This window comes from Phyllobacterium sp. CL33Tsu, assembly GCF_900113985.1.
Taxonomy (GTDB): domain Bacteria; phylum Pseudomonadota; class Alphaproteobacteria; order Rhizobiales; family Rhizobiaceae; genus Phyllobacterium; species Phyllobacterium pellucidum.
Genome location: NZ_FORJ01000001.1, coordinates 792,599 through 812,323 on the forward strand (window position 1 = coordinate 792,599; position 19,725 = coordinate 812,323).

At 58.8% G+C, this 19,725-nt stretch carries 22 protein-coding genes and 1 riboswitch; of the genes, 9 read left to right on the forward strand and 13 right to left on the reverse strand.

Translation table 11 applies throughout. From position 1 onward, the window contains the following. Positions 1-23 precede the first annotated feature (23 nt). Positions 24-186, forward strand: a riboswitch (FMN riboswitch). A 79-nt stretch (positions 187-265) separates the two neighbouring features. Next, positions 266-757 carry a 6,7-dimethyl-8-ribityllumazine synthase gene (locus tag BM074_RS03940; RefSeq protein WP_051614599.1) on the forward strand — a complete coding sequence of 164 codons (492 nt, stop codon included), beginning with the start codon at positions 266-268 and terminating at the stop codon, positions 755-757. Positions 758-799: 42 nt separating this feature from the next. Here the strand turns inward: BM074_RS03940 and BM074_RS03945 are convergent, their stop codons facing one another. The 3 genes from BM074_RS03945 to BM074_RS03955 form a co-directional block, all read right to left on the reverse strand. After that, positions 800-1,675, reverse strand: a complete 876-nt coding sequence (locus tag BM074_RS03945) for a C40 family peptidase (RefSeq protein WP_174207799.1) — start codon at positions 1,673-1,675, stop codon at positions 800-802. Next, positions 1,672-2,022 carry a MarR family transcriptional regulator gene (locus BM074_RS03950; protein ID WP_027230420.1) on the reverse strand — a complete coding sequence of 117 codons (351 nt, stop codon included), beginning with the start codon at positions 2,020-2,022 and terminating at the stop codon, positions 1,672-1,674. Before BM074_RS03950 ends, BM074_RS03945 begins: the two co-directional genes overlap by 4 nt. Positions 2,023-2,088: 66 nt before the next feature. Further along, positions 2,089-3,459, reverse strand: coding sequence for a leucyl aminopeptidase family protein (locus BM074_RS03955; protein ID WP_091919888.1), 1,371 nt, complete (start codon positions 3,457-3,459; stop codon positions 2,089-2,091). Positions 3,460-3,623: 164 nt separating this feature from the next. Here BM074_RS03955 and BM074_RS03960 point away from each other — a divergent pair, with 164 nt between their 5' ends. Next, positions 3,624-4,427, forward strand: coding sequence for a tetratricopeptide repeat protein (locus tag BM074_RS03960; protein WP_244506739.1), 804 nt, complete (start codon positions 3,624-3,626; stop codon positions 4,425-4,427). Positions 4,428-4,500: 73 nt separating this feature from the next. Here the strand turns inward: BM074_RS03960 and BM074_RS03965 are convergent, their stop codons facing one another. The 10 genes from BM074_RS03965 to BM074_RS04010 all read right to left on the reverse strand — a co-directional run bounded on the left by BM074_RS03965 (position 4,501) and on the right by BM074_RS04010 (position 14,050). After that, on the reverse strand, positions 4,501-5,526 hold the full coding sequence (locus BM074_RS03965) for a type II secretion system F family protein (RefSeq protein WP_027230424.1): 1,026 nt from the start codon (positions 5,524-5,526) through the stop codon (positions 4,501-4,503). Positions 5,527-5,548: 22 nt separating this feature from the next. Continuing rightward, positions 5,549-6,562 carry a type II secretion system F family protein gene (locus BM074_RS03970; RefSeq protein ID WP_091919890.1) on the reverse strand — a complete coding sequence of 338 codons (1,014 nt, stop codon included), beginning with the start codon at positions 6,560-6,562 and terminating at the stop codon, positions 5,549-5,551. A 21-nt stretch (positions 6,563-6,583) separates the two neighbouring features. Beyond that, the gene (locus tag BM074_RS03975) at positions 6,584-8,047 is read right to left on the reverse strand and encodes a CpaF family protein (RefSeq protein WP_091919892.1); all 1,464 of its coding nucleotides are present in this window, start codon (positions 8,045-8,047) and stop codon (positions 6,584-6,586) included. 18 nt (positions 8,048-8,065) lie between these two features. Next, positions 8,066-9,340, reverse strand: coding sequence for an AAA family ATPase (locus BM074_RS03980; RefSeq protein WP_091919894.1), 1,275 nt, complete (start codon positions 9,338-9,340; stop codon positions 8,066-8,068). A 28-nt stretch (positions 9,341-9,368) separates the two neighbouring features. Further along, on the reverse strand, positions 9,369-10,058 hold the full coding sequence (locus BM074_RS03985; protein WP_091919896.1) for a CpaD family pilus assembly protein: 690 nt from the start codon (positions 10,056-10,058) through the stop codon (positions 9,369-9,371). A 14-nt stretch (positions 10,059-10,072) separates the two neighbouring features. After that, positions 10,073-11,623, reverse strand: coding sequence for a type II and III secretion system protein family protein (locus BM074_RS03990; RefSeq protein WP_091921435.1), 1,551 nt, complete (start codon positions 11,621-11,623; stop codon positions 10,073-10,075). Positions 11,624-11,684: 61 nt separating this feature from the next. Then, positions 11,685-12,488, reverse strand: coding sequence for a Flp pilus assembly protein CpaB (gene cpaB / locus BM074_RS03995; RefSeq protein ID WP_027230430.1), 804 nt, complete (start codon positions 12,486-12,488; stop codon positions 11,685-11,687). Positions 12,489-12,776: 288 nt separating this feature from the next. Further along, positions 12,777-13,214, reverse strand: coding sequence for a VOC family protein (locus tag BM074_RS04000; protein WP_027230431.1), 438 nt, complete (start codon positions 13,212-13,214; stop codon positions 12,777-12,779). 106 nt (positions 13,215-13,320) lie between these two features. Continuing rightward, a complete protein-coding gene (locus BM074_RS04005) occupies positions 13,321-13,845 on the reverse strand; it encodes an A24 family peptidase (RefSeq protein WP_091919898.1) in 525 nt (174 codons plus the stop codon). Positions 13,846-13,849: 4 nt separating this feature from the next. Then, complete coding sequence (locus BM074_RS04010; protein ID WP_228017117.1) at positions 13,850-14,050, reverse strand: Flp family type IVb pilin; 201 nt, start codon at positions 14,048-14,050, stop codon at positions 13,850-13,852. Between the two features lie 279 nt (positions 14,051-14,329). Between BM074_RS04010 and BM074_RS04015 the strand changes: the two genes are divergently transcribed. From BM074_RS04015 to rpsT, 7 genes are all read left to right on the forward strand, one after another. Next, positions 14,330-14,770 (forward strand): pilus assembly protein N-terminal domain-containing protein, encoded by a 441-nt coding sequence (locus BM074_RS04015; protein ID WP_027230434.1) that lies wholly within the window; start codon positions 14,330-14,332, stop codon positions 14,768-14,770. A 126-nt stretch (positions 14,771-14,896) separates the two neighbouring features. Then, complete coding sequence (locus tag BM074_RS04020; RefSeq protein WP_091919900.1) at positions 14,897-15,514, forward strand: TadE/TadG family type IV pilus assembly protein; 618 nt, start codon at positions 14,897-14,899, stop codon at positions 15,512-15,514. Positions 15,515-15,549: 35 nt separating this feature from the next. Next, entirely contained in the window at positions 15,550-16,167 is a 618-nt protein-coding gene (locus tag BM074_RS04025) for a TadE/TadG family type IV pilus assembly protein (RefSeq protein WP_051614603.1), read from the forward strand. A gap of 77 nt (positions 16,168-16,244) precedes the next feature. After that, positions 16,245-17,489, forward strand: coding sequence for a phosphopentomutase (locus BM074_RS04030; RefSeq protein WP_091919902.1), 1,245 nt, complete (start codon positions 16,245-16,247; stop codon positions 17,487-17,489). Further along, a complete protein-coding gene (gene mutM / locus BM074_RS04035) occupies positions 17,482-18,375 on the forward strand; it encodes a bifunctional DNA-formamidopyrimidine glycosylase/DNA-(apurinic or apyrimidinic site) lyase (RefSeq protein WP_091919904.1) in 894 nt (297 codons plus the stop codon). The genes BM074_RS04030 and mutM overlap by 8 nt, the downstream gene beginning before the upstream one ends. A 19-nt stretch (positions 18,376-18,394) precedes the next feature. Continuing rightward, entirely contained in the window at positions 18,395-19,168 is a 774-nt protein-coding gene (locus BM074_RS04040; RefSeq protein WP_091919906.1) for an enoyl-CoA hydratase, read from the forward strand. A gap of 155 nt (positions 19,169-19,323) precedes the next feature. Continuing rightward, positions 19,324-19,590 (forward strand): 30S ribosomal protein S20, encoded by a 267-nt coding sequence (gene rpsT / locus BM074_RS04045; RefSeq protein ID WP_027230438.1) that lies wholly within the window; start codon positions 19,324-19,326, stop codon positions 19,588-19,590. Positions 19,591-19,725 lie beyond the last annotated feature (135 nt).

Sequence of the window (19,725 nt, forward strand, 5' to 3'; positions counted from 1 at the left end):
CCAATTCACTAGGGTGCAACCGTTAGTGTTCTCAGGGCGGGGCGAGATTCCCCACCGGCGGTAATCACCTTGCATCACCCGATGTCTGGTGCGAGCCCGCGAGCGCCTCCCGGTCATCCGGGAGGGTCAGCAGATTTCGGTGCAATTCCGAAGCCGACGGTATAGTCCGGATGAAAGAGAACAATCGAAAGTGAAGGCTGGCTCCGTGTCAGCCTTGCGCCTTTTTGGTTGTGCCCTGATTCACGTCCACTCGAAGGAGAAAGACATGGATCAGTTCCAGAATAACGTTCCCCAAGACCCAGCCCCGCGTATCGCCTTTGTGCAGGCGCGATGGCATGCAAACATTGTCGACCAGTGCCGCCTCGGCTTCGAGGAAGAACTGCGCCGGCAAGGTGTGACACCAGCCCGCTTCGATGTCTTCGACGTGCCCGGCTCTTTTGACATTCCGCTTCTTGCCAAAAAGCTTGCTGAAAGCGGCCGTTACGACGCCATCGTCGCTACCGGGCTCGTCGTCGATGGCGGCATCTACCGGCACGATTTCGTCGCCGGCTCTGTTGTCAACGCGCTTTTGACCGCGCAGATGCAAACAGGCGTGCCGATGCTGTCGGCCGTTCTGACGCCGCACCACTTCCAGGAGACCGAGCAGCATATCGATTTCTTCACGCGGCATTTCCTCGTGAAGGGTGAGGAGGCGGCGCGGGCCTGCCTCCAGATCATCCGCACCTTGCGGCAGGTGAGCGAACTCACCGCCGCCTGAGTGCGCGATCGGGTTGTGTCCGCTGCGCAGGTGGCGGGCACATCACGTGAGGCGACGGACCGCGGTCGGCTTGCCGTAGAGATAAGCGATGCGTTCGATCGCGTCGCGCAATGGCTCAAGCGTCACGCTCATCGTATGTCCGCTGGCGTGGAGCAGCGTCGAGTGGCTTGCCATCATTGCGGCGTGGCCTTTCCAGAAGACGAAATCGCCGCGCCTGAGATTATGATAGTCCGGGTCCGGTTCGATCGCCTCTCCGATCGAGGCTGCCTGCATATCCGAATCCCGCAGGACGCCCTGCCCAGTCATGAGCAATGCCAGCTGAACGAGGCCCGAGCAATCGATGCCGAAGCCTGAAACGCCACCCCAGAGATAGGGCGTGTGCATCAGCGTCTCGGCGACGGCCACGTGGTCTTCCGCAACCTCGTCGATCGGCACCAGATGCTTTGCGATGATCGCCTCACCGCTCGGCAGCATGGCATACAACGTGCCCCGCCGTTCCTCACCGCCCGTAATCGTAACAAGCGAACCCATCGACAGGGCTTTGGTGCGCGGGAATTTCAGATCGGATCCGGGATAGACGAAAGTGCGGGGGGCAATGACGATATGCGTGGGATCGCCGGTTCGCCGGTCGAGGCTAGTATCGACCACATAGCCCACATAGCCGTCGCGCTCATTCTGTATCCAGCACCAGCCATTGTCGTCCTCGAAAACGAGGACGTCGTCGCCATAGAGGAATTGCGTGGTGATCGGGGCATCGCCCCGCGGCTCGGATCTCACATCGACCACCGGGTCCGCAATGCGCATGGGCTTGCCGGGAACGAAGCGTTCCGCCTGCACCAGCCCACGCAGGCTTTCATCGGCTCGGTCGGGCCGATATGCATTCAGTCGTTTGTCCAGCGACACTGTTGGATCTGTCAAAGCGGTAATCCTCTTGCCTTGGCAATCACGAGATCGCCAAGCTTTTCAACATAAAGCGCACCTTTTACCGTTCTCTTGACGAGAACGTTGCGCTTGTCTTTTTCATCGCGATGCCGGTCAACCAGACCATAGCCGCCCATCGTATCGAGCGCGCGGGTTATGACCGGCTTGGTAACGCCGAGTTTCGCCGCCATGCCGCGTATCGTGTGCGGCGGCGGCTCGAGATAGACCGTCAGCAAGACGGCCATCTGCCGCAACGTAAGGTCATGCGCATCATCGCGCACCTCGGAGATCGCGATTTCCTTCCACAGCGTCAATGCCTGGATAGGCTTCAGTTCGATGAACATGGACGGTATCCGAGATCATTTCGGTTCCGTTCCATTCTACCCCCTTGGCCGACCCAGGCAAGCCGTTCATTTGCTGAGATAACGATGCTTCAGAAGATGGTAAAGGGCGCGTATCGCCTGAGCCTCACCACCTACCGGGGAATGCGGTTTCTCGACGGGATTCCAGCCGTAAATATCGAAATGCGCCCAGACCTTGGCCTTGCCGACGAATTTCTGCAGGAAAAGCGCTGCGGTAATCGATCCGGCAAAGCCATCGGTGGTGACATTGTTGGTGTCGGCGACGCGTGAGGACAGTTTGCTTTCGTAGGGCTGCCACAACGGCATGCGCCAGACAGGATCGGCAACGGTGTCCGCGGCCCGCGCGACCTCGGCGGCGAACGTTTCGTCATTGGTGTAGAACGGCGGAAGGTCGGGGCCAAGCGCAACGCGGGCTGCACCGGTCAGGGTCGCCATGTCGATCAGGATTTCCGGTTCCTCGTCATCCGCAAGCGCCAGCGCATCAGCGAGCACGAGGCGTCCTTCCGCATCGGTGTTGCCGATCTCGACAGTCAAACCCTTGCGGCTTGCAAGGATATCGCTTGGTCGGAATGCATTGGCCGAGATCGAATTCTCGACAGCCGGGATCAGGACGCGCAGCCGCACCGGCAACTTCGCATCCATGATGAGGCTCGCAAGCGCCAGGACATTTGCCGCTCCACCCATGTCCTTCTTCATCAAAAGCATGCTGCTCGACGGCTTGATATCGAGCCCGCCTGTATCGAAGCAAACGCCCTTGCCCACAAGTGTCACACGCGGCGCATCCTTCTTGCCCCATTCGACGTCGATCAGGCGCGGTTCCTCGCTCCCCGCACGGCCAACGGCATGGATCATCGGAAAGTTCTGCTTGAGAAGTGCGTCGCCCTTGATGACGTTCACCGAAGCCTTGTAGTTATCGGCAACCTTGCGGACCGCCTGTTCCAGCGCCTCGGGGCCCATATCGTTCGTCGGCGTGTTGATCAGGTCACGAGCCAGGGTGACGGCATTGGCAAGACGCCTCACATCGACCTTGTCGGCCCCTGCAGGCGAGGCAAGCGTCACATCCAGTTCGTCCTTCTTGCCATATTTTGTGAATTTGTATCCGCCGAGTAGAAAGCCGAGCGCGGCAAGGTTGGGCTCGCCCACGACATTGGCAAAATGCCAGCTCCCCTTGGGCAGTCCCGTTGCAAGCTTGCCGGCCACGAGACGTGCATCGTCTTTGCCGGTACCGAGCAACGCTCCGGCAACTTCACCCTTGTCGTTGGGAATGATTAACAGGCGCGCGGACTGACCATCAAAACCGTTTGCCTGGGCCCAGTTCAGCGCACGGTCGTCTAGTCCCGCATCGTTCAGTCCGCCGCTTCGCACCAGCCAGACGGGTTTGCTGCCATCGGGCATTTTGCCTTTGATTTCAATCGGCATCGGCGAATTTCTCCTTGGTCATTCTTGTGCTGCACCGCGCGTCGTTAACGGTCCGTTAAGGTTAACAGAATATTTCTAGTCCTGGGATTGGGTTAACACAGCTGATTTGTGTGGGTACGGGGCAAACTATGGTAATCGCAGGCATTATTCAACGTAATCGCCGCATGCTTTTCTCTGTGGCGATAGCGGGGCTCGTGGCGGGCATATCGGGCTGCACGACCACCGACAAGACGACGACAGGTTCCATTTCACCCGCTGTAGCGGCGACGGCAACGAGCGCAAGCGGCGATTTCGACCAGATGAACGAACAGCAGTTGATGCAGGCATCGACCAGCCTCGGTTCGCGCTATCAGGCTAATCCAAAGGACAAGGTCACGGCGATGAAGTTTGCCGCGGTCCTCAGGATGACCAATCGCAGCGATCAGGCCCTTGCCGTCATGCGCAGCCTCGCCATCGCCTACCCGCAGGATCGGGATGTGCTCGCCGCTTACGGCAAAGCGCTGGCAAGCGCCGGCGAGTTCGAAGCAGCGCTTGATGCGTTGCGACGGGCCCAGACGCCGGAATATCCGGACTGGAAGCTCTTGTCGGCGCAAGGCGCTATCCTCGACCAGTTGGGCAAGGAAAGCGAAGCCCGCGACCTCTACCGGCAGGCGCTGCAGATCAATCCCAACGAAGCCTCGATCCTTTCCAATCTCGGCATGTCCTACGTCCTCTCGGGCGATCTCGCCAGTGCCGAAAACTACATGCGCCAGGCGGTAAAGGCACCGGGGTCCGACAGCCGCGTCCGCCAGAACCTTGCGCTCGTGGTCGGACTTCAGGGTCGCTTCGATGAGGCCGAGACCATCGCCAACCAGGAATTGTCGCCGCAGCAGGCGCAAGCCAATGTCAAATATCTGCGCACCATGCTGGCACAGCAGAATTCCTGGACCATGCTGAAAGACAAGGATAAGGCAAAGCCGAAGGGCTGAGTGCCACCAGGCCAACCAATAAAAAAAGCCGCCCCGAACCGGGCGGCTTTTTCGTTGATGGAATCGCTTCGATTTACTTCGGTGTTGCGTCGCCAAAGATGCCGCCTTGGGCGGAAATCTGGATGAAGGCCGGCCCCAAGATCACGGCGAAAAGCACCGGCAGCAGGAAGACGATCATCGGTACGGTGAGCTTCGGCGGCAGGGCCGCCGCCTTTTTTTCGGCTTCCATCAGGCGGGCGTCGCGGCTTTCATCGGAAAGGACGCGCAGAGCACCGCCGATCGAAGTACCATAGCGTTCCGATTGGGTCAGCGCCTGGACGACGGACTTGACCGGCTCGAGCCCAGTGCGGTTGGCAAGGTTCTCATAGGCCTGCCGGCGCTCGGGCAGGAACGACAGTTCGGCATTTGTCAGTACCAGTTCTTCGGCAAGTTCTGCGGATTGCGCGCCGATTTCCTCGGAAACCTTCTTGAACGCTGCCTCGATCGACATGCCGGATTCGACGCAGATCAACATCAGGTCGAGCGCATCCGGCCAGGCAAGCTTGATCGACTGCTGCCGCTTGGATCCGACGTTCTTGACGTAGAGATTGGGCAAGTAGAACCCGACATAGGCACCGGCGAAGCAGGCGGCCATCCGTATCATGGTCGACTGTGCGGCAAGGCCGTCCATGCCGAAGATCCACAATGTGGTCAGGCCGAGCGTCACAAAGGGCAGGCCAAAGCGGGCAGCAAGAAAGATATTTAGGGCGTTCTGCCCGCGAAAGCCGGCAATACGCAGAGAGTTGACGGTATTCTCGTCGGCAAGAGCGCGCTGGAGATCAAGCCGCTCGACCAGTTGCCTGACACCCTGCCGCTCGGTCACGCGCAATGAACTCGCTCCATTCTTGCGCCGCGTCTCCGCATCCGCAGCCATGCGGGCCCGTTCGCGCGACCTGATCTGGTCGCGTTCCAGGGCAACCGACTTCATCCGCGTCTTCAGGCTGGTGCCGGAGAACATCGGCATCAGAAAAGTCATGAGCGTTGCAAATATCGATATGCCAACGAGCACCGCAAAGATGAAGGCGGGGTTGTGCATGGCTTTGGCGATGGTGGTGATCATTGATGGGCCTCGACTTTTCCGCTCAGAACTTGAAGTTGATCATTTTTTTCATGACCAGGATCCCGAGTGACATCCAGACGGCTGCGCAGCCCATGATGACGTGACCAGTGTCGGTCGTGAACAGAACCATGATGTAACCGGGGCTCGACAGGTAGACGAGCAAAGCAACCGCGAAGGGCAGTGAACCGATAATATAGGCAGAGGCCTTGGCCTCCATGGACAGCGCCTGAACCTTGGCCGCCATCTTCTTGCGATCGCGGAGCACGCGGGAAAGATTGCCGAGCGCTTCCGAAAGGTTGCCACCGGCCTGCGACTGAATCTGGATCACGATCCCGAAAAAGCTTGCTTCCGGACAAGGCATGTATTCGGCCATTCGCATCGCGGATTCCGGGATGCTCACCCCGACCTGCTGCGCATCGACCATGCGCCGAAACTCGGCCTTGACCGGCTCTTGCGCCTCTTGGGCAATGAGCCGAATACCGTCATTGAGCGGCAGGCCGGATCGAAGCGCTCGCACGATGACGTCGATCGCGTTCGGAAACTCCTTGAGGAACGCCTTTATCCGGCGGCCGCGGCGATAGTAAACGAACCAGCGTGGCAGGCCGAAGATGCCGGCAAGCAGCAAGCCTGGGGCAAGATAGAGCGGCGAGCCGAGGAAAAGCCCGGCGAAAGTAACGACAACGCCAACCACTGCGGAGTAGATATAAAAGCGCTGAACAGTCACCCTCATCCCGGCCTGCATGAGCAGCATCTTCAAGGGCGGCGACTTGGCGTTCTTGTCCCGCTGTTTCTGACGCTTCTCGATATCCTTGAGCGTATCCTGAACGGATCTCCGGCGCTTCTGCGCCTCTGCCAGCTTGTCGCGAACCACAAACTTGCCCATGCTTTCGCTGGCAGAGAGTTTCACGGAATTCAGGCGTTCCTCGGTGCGCTTCTGCGAGGCGATTGAATCGAAGAAGAAGACATAGGCAAGTGCAGCGAAGGTAAGCGCTACCAGGGCAACGAAGACGATCTGCGGAAGGCTAAGCCCAAACATGGTGGAATTCTCCCGGCGTCGTCATCCCTGCATGATTTCCATGGAATCAAGCGCCTGGGCGAGGCGGCGATCTTCGTTGAAATAGCGCGCACGCTCCCAGAAATGCGGCCTCGCGATACCCGTCGAAACATGCTTGCCGATAAGGCGGCCATTCGCATCCTCGCCGGTGATCTGGTAGACGACGAGGTCCTGCGTGATGATGACGTCGCCTTCCATGCCGATGACTTCGGTCACATGGGTGATGCGCCGCGAACCGTCACGCAGACGCGCCGCCTGGATGATGACATCGACCGAGCCGACGATGATTTCGCGCACTGTCCTTTGCGGCAGCGAAAAGCCGCCCATGGCGATCATGGATTCGATACGGCTCAGGCACTCGCGCGGACTGTTCGAGTGGATCGTTCCCATCGAACCGTCGTGACCGGTGTTCATCGCGGAAAGCAGATCGAATACCTCCGGTCCGCGCACCTCGCCGACGATGATTCGCTCGGGGCGCATGCGCAGGCAGTTCTTGACGAGATCGCGCATCGTGACCTCGCCCTCGCCCTCAAGATTAGGTGGCCGTGTTTCGAGACGCACCACATGCGGCTGCTGCAGCTGCAGTTCGGCCGAGTCCTCGCAGGTGATGACCCGCTCGTCCTTGTCGATATAATTCGTAAGGCAGTTGAGGAGCGTCGTCTTGCCCGAGCCGGTACCGCCGGAAATGACGAGATTGCAGCGGACGCGGCCGATGATCTGCAGCAGTTCGGCACCGGCCGGCGAAATCGCGCCGAAGCGCACGAGTTGATCGAGCGTTAGCTTGTCCTTCTTGAATTTACGAATGGTGAGGACCGGCCCGTCGATTGCGAGCGGCGGCGCAATCACGTTGACGCGCGAGCCATCCGGCAGGCGCGCGTCGCATATGGGGCTTGATTCATCCACGCGGCGGCCGACCTGGCTCACAATGCGCTGGCAAATATTGAGAAGCTGCTGATTGTCGCGGAACCTTACACCTGATTCCTGCACCTTGCCCTGCACTTCGATATAGGTCTTGCGCGCGCCATTGACCATGATGTCGGCGATGTCGTCGCGTGCGAGCAATGGTTCGAGTGGTCCATAGCCGAGTACGTCGTTGCAGATATCGTCGAGCAGTTCCTCCTGCTCGGAGATCGACATGGCAAAGTTCTTGATCGCGATGATGTCGTTGACGATATCGCGAATTTCCTCGCGTGCGACATCGGGATCGAGCTTCGACAATTGCGCAAGATCGATCGTGTCGATCAGTGCCGTGAAGACTTGCGATTTCGTGTCGTAGTAGGCCTCATTCTTCTCGCGGAGCACGACAATCGGCTTTGCGGCTTCAGCCGGTTGGCGTTTCGGCTCCAATATATCGCGCGGCAAGCGGGATGGCTCTGCCGCAATATTGCCGAGGGGCAATGCCGCTTCCATCGCCGGGGCACGAAACTCCTGGACCTGTTGATTTCCTCCGCCGCGCTTGCCGAACATGATGCCTCTTCGATCTCGCTATTTCTTGCGCGTCAGCTTGGAGAAGACGGCTTTCAGTCCCGGCTTCTTCCTGGCTTTGTGCGTCATGCGGCCCGTCAAGATATGGGCCATTTCATTGATGGTCTGAACAATGGGATTGGCCGCGTCCGTCTCAGCAAGCATCCGTCCGTTGTTGGCGGCACTGCCGAACAGTGCCGGTTCAAAAGGAAGGGTCGCCATCGCCGGGATGCCGAGCGGACCACAGAATTCGAGCGGCGCAATTTCGGGACGCTTCGGCACGCCGACCTGATTGAGAATGAGCCGCGGCGGCGCATCATTGGGGCGAAGCTGCTTCAGCGTGTCGAGGAGGTTTTTGGTGTTGCGCAGATTGGCAAGTTCCGGCGAGGCAACGATCACGACCTCGTCGGCACGGGCAAGCGTCGTGCGCGTCCAGCCGTTCCAGGAGTGCGGCACATCGAGAATGACATGCGGGACCGAACGCTGCGCGACATCGATCAGATGCGCAAAGGAGTCATCGCGGAAGTCGAAGACGCGATCGAGCGTCGATGGTGCCGCGAGCAGCGAGAGATTTTCAGCGCATTGCGCAAGCAGCCTGTCGAGATAGACATCGTCGATGCGTTCCGGCGAAAACACGGCTTCGGCAATGCCCTGTGCCGGGTCCTGGTCGAAATTGATGTTCGCGGTGCCATAGGGCAGGTCCATGTCAGCGATGACGACCTCGCTCTTGAACAGCGAGGAAATCGACCACCCGATATTGTGCGCAAGCGTGGAGGCACCGACGCCTCCCTTTGCACCTATGAAGGCTATCGCACTGCCGAGCGGCTTTGCCTCCGGATCTACGAACAGCGTGCCGATGACGCCGATGATGTCGGCCAGCTCGATCGGCGCGATCATATATTCGGAAATGCCGTTCCTGATCAGCTCGCGGTAGAGGGCGACGTCGTTGAAATGACCGATGATGACGACCTTGGTGCTGGGGTCGCACACTTCCGACAGGGCGGAAAGGCTTTGCAGCATGTCCCGCGGCGCTGCCGAGGTTTCGAGAAGGATCAGATTGGGCGTCGGCACCGTCTGGAACATTTCAACGGCGGTCGCGACACCTCCCATATGAATCTGGGCATGGGTCTTGGCCATGCGCCGGTCTTCATTGGCCTTGGCGATCTGGCGTGCGACCGCATCGGTCTCGCAAAATGCCTCGATCGATATGCGCGGGACCGGACGATAGGCGTGCAGGCCCGCTGACCGCTCTGTGCCTCCCCCTGCCGGGTCTTCTATGTCAAAGGCTAGACTCATCTTCAGATTCCGCGTTTGAGGGAGTTGGTCACCACGAATAATCGACTTCTGCTGCGCTTGGCGTATGCGGCCTGTCGGACGGAACCCCGCGATAGTCCTCGATCACGATGTTGCGGCGCTCCGCATCGATCGGCGAAGATGCCCGTGGTCCAAGAAGGTCGGCAGGGTTTGCGATCTGGGCGGCGAGATTATTCTGGCTGGCGCAGCCGAAATTCGCGTAGTGGCGATTATCGGCCGTCTCGAGCAAATCCTTCGGCCATTGACCGCAGGGATGCGTGGACGCCGTCATTGCCGAATACGAAAGCCTGATCGGCGCTGAATCCGAAGAACCTGCGCTGTAACGCTCACTGTTTATGTTGAACGGCTTGACCCCGCCCTTGCGCAGAACTGCGGCGATATCGTCGCGCAGGCCGGCCGCAGCGCGTTCGTTCGGCGAGCCCGCCGGCAACAGGATGTGAACCATGCCGGAACCGTTGGCCCGATAATTGGCGATGACCTGTTCGACGATGCTTCGCTGTGTAATCGACAGTTTGCGGTCAGCATGACCGACCGGAATATCGGCGACCTGCTCCTTCTCGGAGATGATTATCGGATGGTTGGTGCGATAGTCGTCCGGAATGCTCCCCGTCATCTCGCGTGGTGCGCAACCTGCAAGCAGGGTTACGGCGAGCAATGCAAGGACGGGCTTTATACGACGAATGGTGGTTGTGTCAGACATGTCCGCGTCCCTGCTTACTTGTAAATGTAACCGATGGTGCCTTCGTATCGACCTTCAGGCAGGCTGGCTTCCTTCGTGCCGTAGACACGATTGACCTTGCCGAGGAAGATGCCGGCGGCATCGCTGGCTGGATTGAGATTGTCGTCAGGCCTTGCAAGCGCCGTGCGGGCGACCGGACGCACCAGATAGGGCGTGATGATGATCACGAGTTCGCTCTCGTTGCGAATGAAGTCGCGGCTGCGGAACAAGGTCCCGAGCACCGGAATCTTGGAAATTCCAGGCAGTCCCGAGATCGCGGCGCGGTTGTCGTCGCGCATCAGCCCGGCGATCATCATCGAGCCGCCCGACGGCAGTTCGACGGTGGTGTCGGCGAGACGTTTGCGCAATGAGATGATGTTGGTGGCGAGGTTCTGGGCCTGGTTCTTGTTCGTTGTTCCGTTGTAGGTCGGATTGACGCCTGCACCGAGCGGGATCGATTGTTCAAGTGTCGGTTCGGACACCGAGGTCCGCACCTTCAAGCTTATGCGTCCCGGAGAGAGGACGACGGGCAGGAACTCGAGGCCAATGCCGTATTCGATCTTGGTAAGCTGATACTGTGCACCCTGCGCATTCGACGTCTGGCCGGTGATCATGTTGTATTCGCCGCCGACCTTGAACGTCGCCTGTTCGCCCGAGATGGCGGTCAAGGACGGTTCCGCGAGCGTCTTCATGACCCCCGCCACTTCCATGGCATTCAGGTAGGAATCGATCGTTGCGCTGCCGATCGATATCGGCACGGTGACGCCTGACGTTGTCAGGCTTTTGCCGGCCAGCGACGCGATGTTGGTCGAGCTGAAGAATATTCCGTCCGACTTGGTCTTGCCGACGAGATTGACACCGAGCTGCTTCATTACCGTGCGGCTGACTTCAGCCACCGTTACCTTCAAGGTAACCTGGTCGTCACCGGCAATTTGAATGAGATTGACGATCTTGCTTTTCTGGCGCGCCTCGTCCGGGTCGCTGATGGCAACGTCCGACCCGCCGCCGCCATTGGTGCCGCCCTGGCCGGAGGCCGTGATCGCATATTGTCCCGTCGTTGCTTCACCGCCGGAAACGAGAAGATTGGCGAGATCGCTTGCCCGCTTGGCGTCGAGCGGCGTTTGAACCGTTCCGGTAAGGATGACGTTGTCGTTCATCAACTCGACCTTGATGTCGGAGTCCGGGATATATTTCTGCAGGCTTTCCTCGAGCCCCGCAACATCGCGTTCGATGACGAGATCGAAGCTTGCAAGCTGCTCGCCATTCGGGCCAAAGACGAAGATGTTGGTCTGCCCGACCATCTTGCCGAAAAGATATATCCGCCGCGCCGTTCGGGTGACGGCATCGGCAACGGACGGATTGGCAACGAGAATGTCGTAGGCATCCGCCGGCAGATCGATGACAAGCGACTTGCTCAGTCCAAGATTGATCCGCTTGCCAGCGGTCTGGCTCTGGTTGAGCCTTACGACAGCGTCTTCCGCAGCGGCCGTATTCTGCAATGGCAGAACGGCTATGCTGCAGCCGAGCAGCACGCGGGCCGCCTTCATCAGCGGCGACATAGGGGATGCGCATTTGAGCTGCATAATGTTGATTTCGTGCCCCATTTTTTTATTTCCGCCCCATGACTTCGACCATGGTTCCAGACTTGATCAGTTTCACATTGCCGCTACGGCCGGGCGAATTGACGAGATATTCGGCGCCAGGTCCTGTCTGTTCCTGGGCGTCCTGAACCGAGCGGAGAACGAGCGACAGGCGCGCAGCCATCTGTTGCGCGACGGTGATGACTTCGGCCTGTTCCGGCGTCAGTTCGAGCGTTGCGGTGGACCCCAGCTTGGTCTTTTCACCGTTCTCGTCCTCTTGGATCGTCTGATCGATCGCCAGCACGCGAATATTGCGAAGGACAGTTTCCGTGATGTATTGCTTCGCCTGGCCCTGTGTTTCGATCTCGTGGACCATAATGACATCGACATAGTCATCGGGCAGAATGAAGCCGCCCGCCGATGTCTCCGAGGCAATCTGCGTCGCCACAGCGCGCATGCCGGCCGGGAGTTGCGCCGACATGAAGCTCTGGCCCTTGCCGATGAGCTTTGCTTCACGAACCGGTTCGCCCGTGAATATGCGCAGTCGAACCGTCGAGCCCTTGAGTTCCTCGACGGCGTTCGGACGGTCAGCGCGCTTTATATATCCGTCAGCAAGGGCATCGACGGGCCAAGGCTGCCAGCGCAGCTGGCCGTTCAGTTCCGTGCCGACGCCGAGATTGTCCGTGGCAACGAGAATATCCTGCAATTTCATCTGTGGTTGGGGTGCTGACTGCACGACGGTAACGTCAGGCTTCATCTGCGTCGCGATATAGCCCGCGGCGCCCGCGGCAGCGACCGCGACGGTCAAAATGACAAGTCGTGCTCTTTGCATTCAATGCACCCCGTTAGACTTTTGTCTAAGATTACCCACGGTTGCACTTTGACTTGCCAATCGTGTAATTATGGTTAACGCATTGCTTAAATCTATGCTTAACGGCGTTTAACCGTTAGACTTTCGATCTATGAATACTCAGCGGGTCAAATTGAGAACGTCAGTAGCTGATACGACGCAGCGGAACGTCGCGCATGGCGACATGGATTATGGCTTCTGAAACGTTGATGCGGGCCGCGTGGCTATCGTCATCCAGCCCGCTCCTCACGGTCTTATTTGTATCGCCGTTCAGCTTAGTTCTTGGGCAAGCCCGATGAGAAGCCCTTCAGGCCCGCGAATGTAGCAGAGCCGATACGCGTCTTTATACTGGACCACTTCGCCGACGAGTTGCGCGCCGTGGGCACTCAGTCTTTCAAGCGTCTCGTCGACATCGTCCACGGTAAACATGGCGCGCAGGTAGCCCAGGGCGTTGACCGGCGCCTTCCGGTGATCTGCGACGACAGGCGGCGTAATGAAGCGCGAGAGCTCGAGCCGGCTGTGGCCGTCCGGCGTGCGCATCATGGCAATCTCGACGTGCTGATCGCCCAGTCCGGTGACGCGTCCGGCCCATTCGCCTTCGATCGTCGCCCGCCCTTCGAGTTCGAGGCCAAGTTCGCGAAAGAAATCGATCGTCGCTTCGAGGTCTTCAACGACGATACCGACATTGTCCATCCGCTTTAGCGCCATGTTCAAATCTCCAGGGTGTCGATCCAATCTACAAGGTGACGCCAAGTCTAACAATGCACGGTTCTGATGGTTTAGATCCAGGAAAAGCCCTGGGATACGAACTCAATCAGAGGTGCGCCAGGCGATCGATTACCCATTGGCATAGGGGGGAGCTTGGAAATGCAAGGAGGCCGGCGCCGCCAAGGGCGATGCCATAGGGGACGCCCTCTTCCTTGCGCGCGAGCCGCCGCATGAACTCGATCCGGTCCGCATATATTATTGCAGCATGGGAATTGCGGTAGTTGAGAATTGCGAGGGTAAGCAGGCCGCCCAGCACAGACATCATCAACAAATATTCGGCAAGGCCCATGTTCCAGCCGAGCCAAAGCGCGGTCGCGGACATCAGCTTGGCGTCGCCGCCGCCCATCGTGCCGGTCGCGAAAAGGCCGAATGTTACCGTGAGAACCGCAGCGCCCGCGGCAAAATGCATTGCATAGGCTTCCCAGCCCATGCCGGTCAGCGGCGCCAGGATTACAAATGAAACGACAAGGATGAGCGAAACGCGATTTTGAATTGTCATCGACAGGAGATCGGAGATCCCCGCAAAGGCCATTGCAAACGGAAAGATGACGAGGATGGCGGCTTCAATCATGACCTTACCTATTTGGCGCCTGGGCAACCTTGTCCGCAAGGGAGCCGTAAAGGGTCTGTACCGATGATCCAAGCACGTTCGCGCCGGCCAGAATGGCGATGCTTAGGATCGAAGCGATGAGCGTATATTCAATAGCCGTAGCGCCGCACCGGTTGTGCAGGAAGCGAGCGAACACGTCGAGGATCGCATTCATCGTGCCTGTCATCTGGAATGTCCTCGCTCGTACCACTGGTTGCGCCTGATCGAACGCTAGTGGCAGCGAATTTCATTCATCTTAAGGAACACCGTTACAAAATAGTAAAGCTTTGGCAACTCGAAATAGAGGTGACTAAAAGGTAAATCGTATAGTTAGAATTTGCATAAAATTTTACCGTTTGTACGTCGTCTTGCGCCGTTATGATTAACAAAAGCTTTGCGGGTTTAAGCTTTCCTTCACCAATCCACGCCATGTTTGAGAAGCATTCGTTTCGAGGGGCTCTTATCCATGGTCGGCAATAAATTCCACACTGTTTCTGCGTACGGATTGACCATCGCCTTGGCGCTTGTCGCCATTGCGCTCGCCCCCGCCCCCGCGAGCGCCGATACGGGCATCCATGTGATCATGAACCAGGCAAGAATATTGAGACTCGCGCGTCCGGCGGATACGGTCGTCGTCGGCGATCCCGCCATTGCCGATGCGGTCGTCAAGGATGCGCGCACCGTAATTTTGACGGGGAAAGGCTTCGGCATGACCAATATTGTCATTCTGGACGCCGATGGCAGCCCGATTGTCGATGATCAGGTCATGGTGAGCCGCAGCGTTGCCAACACGACGCGCGTCTATCGGCGTGCTTTCGTCCAGACACTTTCCTGTACGCCCTATTGCGAAACAGCGCAGAAGACGACTGCCGAAACCGAATCCGATCAAAAGATCGGCGGCAACTGAACTGGCGCTACTCACGGTTGAAAAATCGTGAAGGAATTTACTGCAATTTCCACCGCGGTTCGAACGGGATTCTAACTTCTGAATGCTAGGAATTTTCTTGCCTTAGGTGGTCGGGGAATTCCATCCATGTTCTACAACGATAAAAACAATCAATCGCATGAAGGTGTCGCGGCGGCCTCTGCCGCCCTACGCTGCACAGGGCGCGTCAGGCAAAGCCGGCTCGTGGCGCTGCTTGCCCGCTTCAGGCGCAACCGGCGCGGCACAGTTGCCATCGAATTTGCGATGATCGCGCTGCCATTCTTCCTGCTGATCTTCGTCATATTCGAAGTTGGAATGACCTTCATGGCGCAGCAGGTCATGGCAAATGCTACCGATGAAATCGCAAGGCGCTTGCGTACCGGCGAGTTAAGGGCTGCAAATATCTCGGGGAACCAGCTGCGCGACCGCATCTGCGCAAAGCTTATCCTGCCCGAAGCCGGCTGCGCCAACCTCGTCGTTGACCTGAAGACCTATGCGAACTTCACCAACGTTCCCGTCACCATCCCGCTAAAGCCGAATGGGGACGTCGATTCGACGGGTTTCAAGAACAATGTCGGCGGTGCGGGTACGATCAACCAGCTGCGCGTTTTCTATCGCTGGCCAATCCTCACCAATCTCATGCGCAATCGTATCGAGACGATCGACGGAACGGGGAGGACTCTGCTGTTCTCTACCGCGACCTGGAGAAACGAACCGTTCGTCTGATGCTCAATTCCGGCATAGCTTCGAAAGTGTGACGCATGAACAACCAAAAACAACAAAAGACCGCGAAATATTTGGCCCTCGTAATGAAGCGCTTTATCGGCGACAAGCGAGGCGTCGCAGCGCTTGAATTCGCACTCATTGCCCCCGTCCTCATCCTGCTCTACCTCGGTACGGTCGAAACGACCGAGGGGGTAAACGTCAACAAGGACCTCGGCCGGGCGGCGACGATGGTGGCCGATCTCGTCACGCAACAAACGACTGTCACGACTGCCCAGCTCGGCGACATCATGAAGATCGGGCAGGCGACGGTGCTGCCCTATCGCCGGGATACGCCGCAGATCACAATAACCTCCATCGATATATCCGCCGCCGGCAATGCGACCGTCCTCTGGTCGCGGCGGGTGGTAAATGGCACCGAGTCAAGGCCGTTCAACGCCGGCAGCGCCGTGACGCTCGACGCCAATCTGCGCATCCCCAGCACCACCGTGGTGCAGGTGAAGGCCGAACTTGCCTATGTGCCGATCATCCCCTGGACGATCACCGGGCAGACGAACACCGCCGCCGGTGCTTCGGTTATCGGAATTCACATGTCGAAGAACACCTATGGCCGCATCCGGCAGGGTTCAAACGCGGTGACCTGCACCAACTGCTGAGGACGCTCCGCCACCATTGATTTGTCACGGCGCGCTGTTTGACCTATCTGTGATGTCTGATTTACTCGGAGTATCGCATGGCTCGCGCTTTCCTTTTCGTTCTCGACTCCTTTGGCATCGGCGGCGCACCGGATGCCAAGGCTTTCGGCGACGAAGGTTCAAATACGTTCGCGCACATCGTCGAACGATGTGCCGCCGGCGAGGCCGACAAGGAGGGCCTGCGCCAGGGTCCTCTGCTTGTTCCCAATATGAGCTCGCTCGGCCTCTTCCACGCCGCCAATATCGCCTCGACTTTTCCGGTATCATCGCGGGCCCCTGCCCCGGTCGGTTTGTGGGGGGCGGCCGAAGAAACATCGAAGGGAAAGGATACCCCTTCCGGTCACTGGGAAATTGCAGGCGTTCCGGTGGCGTTCGATTGGGGCTATTTTCCCCAGACGGTTCCGACATTCCCCGAAACCTTGATCGCCGACACGGTTCGGCTTGCACAGCTTCCAGGCATCCTCGGCAACAAACACGCCTCGGGAACTGACGTGATCGAGGAACTGGGCGAAGAACACATCCGCACGGGCATGCCCATCTTCTATACGTCTACTGATTCCGTGGTCCAGATTGCCGCGCATGAAAAGCATTTCGGATTGGAACGCTTGTACAAGCTTTGCGAAACCGTGCGCGAGCTGGTCGATCCGCTGAACATTGGACGCGTTATTGCCCGGCCATTCATCGGCGAGGCGAAGGAAACATTCGAGCGCACCGGCAATCGCCGCGATTATTCCGTGCCGCCACCAGAGGCGACGCTGCTGGACCGCCTTACCGATGCCGGCCGCATGGTCATCGCCATCGGCAAGATCGGCGATATCTATGCGCATAAGGGCGTCGGTCAGGTGCGCAAGGCCAACGGCAACATGGCGCTCTTCGATGAAACCCTGGTCGCGATGGACGACGCACAGGATGGCGACCTCGTGTTTACCAATTTTGTCGATTTCGACATGCTCTACGGCCACCGGCGCGATGTCGCAGGCTATGCGGCAGCGCTAGAGGCCTTCGACATGCGCCTTCCCGAGGCTATCGCCAAGCTCCGTCCCGGCGATCTTATGATCCTTACCGCCGATCATGGCTGCGACCCGACCTATCAGGGCACGGACCACACGCGCGAGCGCGTTCCGGTGCTTTGCTACGGTCCGGACCTGCCCAAAGGCTCGTTCGGCGTACGCCCGACCTTCGCTGATATTGGCGAGACGGTCGCCGCCCATCTCGGCGTTGCCCCCGGCCTCCACGGCAAGAGCTTCCTCAAGGGAACGGGAGAGCGCAGCTCCGATGCCTGAACTACCTGAGGTTGAAACCGTCCGGCGCGGTCTCCAACCCGTCATGGAGGGCGCGACCATACTTGGCGTGGAGCAGCGGCGCCCCGACCTGCGCTTTCCCTTCCCCGAGCGCTTCGCCGAGCGTTTGACGGGCCGGCGCATCGAAGCGCTCGAACGGCGCGCCAAATATCTCATCCTTCATCTCGATAACGGTCTTGGTGTCATCAGCCACCTTGGCATGTCGGGATCCTATCGCATCGAGCAAGGCGAAGCGGCGGAAACGCCCGGCGATTTTGCCCATGAGCGCTCGAAGAACGCGCTGCACGACCACGTGGTGCTGCAACTCGGCGCCAAGGACGGCAAGACGAGCCGTGTCGTCTATAATGATCCGCGGCGCTTCGGCTTCATGCTCTTTGCCGAGCCCGGCGAACTCAACAACCATCCGCTGATCAAGGGCCTTGGCACCGAACCGACGGGAAACCGCCTCGACGGCGGCTTGCTGGCGAAGCTTTTTCACAAGAAGGCGGCGCCGTTGAAGGCGGCACTTCTCGACCAGAGGTTGATAGCCGGGCTTGGCAACATCTATGTCTGCGAAGCGCTGTGGCGCGCGGAACTCTCGCCATTGCGGCCGGCAGGGAGCATTTCCGGCACGGACGGCGGGCCGACCGGTGATGCAAAGCGACTCGCGACAGCGATCCGGGCTGTCATCGTCGACGCGATCAAGGCCGGTGGATCGAGCCTCAAGGATTACCGGCAAGCCGATGGCGAACTTGGCTATTTCCAGCATTCGTTCTCGGTCTATGACCGTGAAGGCGCCCCGTGCCCGCGCAAGGGTTGCAATGGCACGGTGTCGCGTATTGTCCAAAGTGGGCGCTCGACCTTCTATTGCCCCGTGTGCCAGCATTAGCGATTGAGGAGGATCAACCATGACCTATGAAAACATCATCGTCGAGACGCGCGAAAAGGTGGGCTTTATCCAGCTCAATCGTCCGCAAGCGCTCAATGCGTTGAATTCGGCGCTACTCGCAGACCTTGCAGGCGCACTTGAAGCGTTCGACAAGGACAACGATATCGGCGCGATCGTCATCACCGGGTCGGAAAAGGCTTTTGCCGCCGGCGCCGACATCAAGGAAATGCAGACGCTTGCATTCGCCGACGCCTATCTCGGCGACTATTTCAGCGAGTGGGAACGCGTGACCCGGCTGCGCAAGCCGTTGATTGCTGCGGTCGCTGGCTATGCGCTTGGCGGAGGCTGCGAACTCGCCATGATGTGCGACTTCATAATCGCCGCCGACACCGCGAAATTCGGCCAGCCCGAGATCACTCTCGGCGTAATGCCGGGAATGGGCGGATCGCAGCGCCTCACCCGTTCGGTCGGCAAGTCGAAGGCAATGGACCTGTGCCTGACCGGTCGCATGATGGATGCGGCCGAGGCCGAGCGTTGCGGCCTGGTGTCCCGGGTGGTTCCTGCGGCGGACCTCGTGGCCGAGGCCGTCAAGGCGGCCGCGAAGATTGCCTCCTTCTCGCTGCCCGTCGTGATGATGACCAAGGAGACCGTCAACCGCGCCTATGAGACGACGCTCTCGGAAGGCTTGCGCTTCGAGCGCCGGGTGTTCCACTCGATGTTTGCGCTCGAGGACCAGAAGGAAGGCATGGCGGCCTTTGCCGAAAAGCGGGCGCCGTCCTTTAAAAATCGCTGAACGAAAATATCCCCGAATTCATCAGCGATTCCAAGTTGACGCAAAAGCAAACGTCATCTATAAGCCCCCCAACGTTCGGTGGCCCCTCGGCCACCCTATTATTTTGTGACGGCTGCTTTCAGGCTGCCGATTAGCTGACAGAAAAGAGAGGCATCATGGCCAACACTCCTTCGGCCAAGAAAGCGGCGCGCAAGATCGAAGCCCGCACCGAAGTCAACAAATCCCGCCGCTCGCGCGTGCGCACCTTCCTGCGCAAGTTCGAAGATGCGGTTGCAAGCGGCGACCAGGCGGCTGCCGCCATCGCCTTCCAGGCTGTCGAGCCGGAAGTCATGCGCGCTGCCTCGAAGGGCGTCCTTCACAAGAATACTGCCTCGCGCAAAGTATCTCGCCTCTCGGCTCGCCTGAAGGGCATGTCTGCTTAATCAGACCTTCATATTTATATTTGAAAACCCGGCATCTATTTAGCCGGGTTTTTTTATTTGGGCCTGATTCTGGGAATAAATTCGTTACCCGGGGAAAAGATTGTGGCTTATCAAAACCATGACATCTGGTGGTCA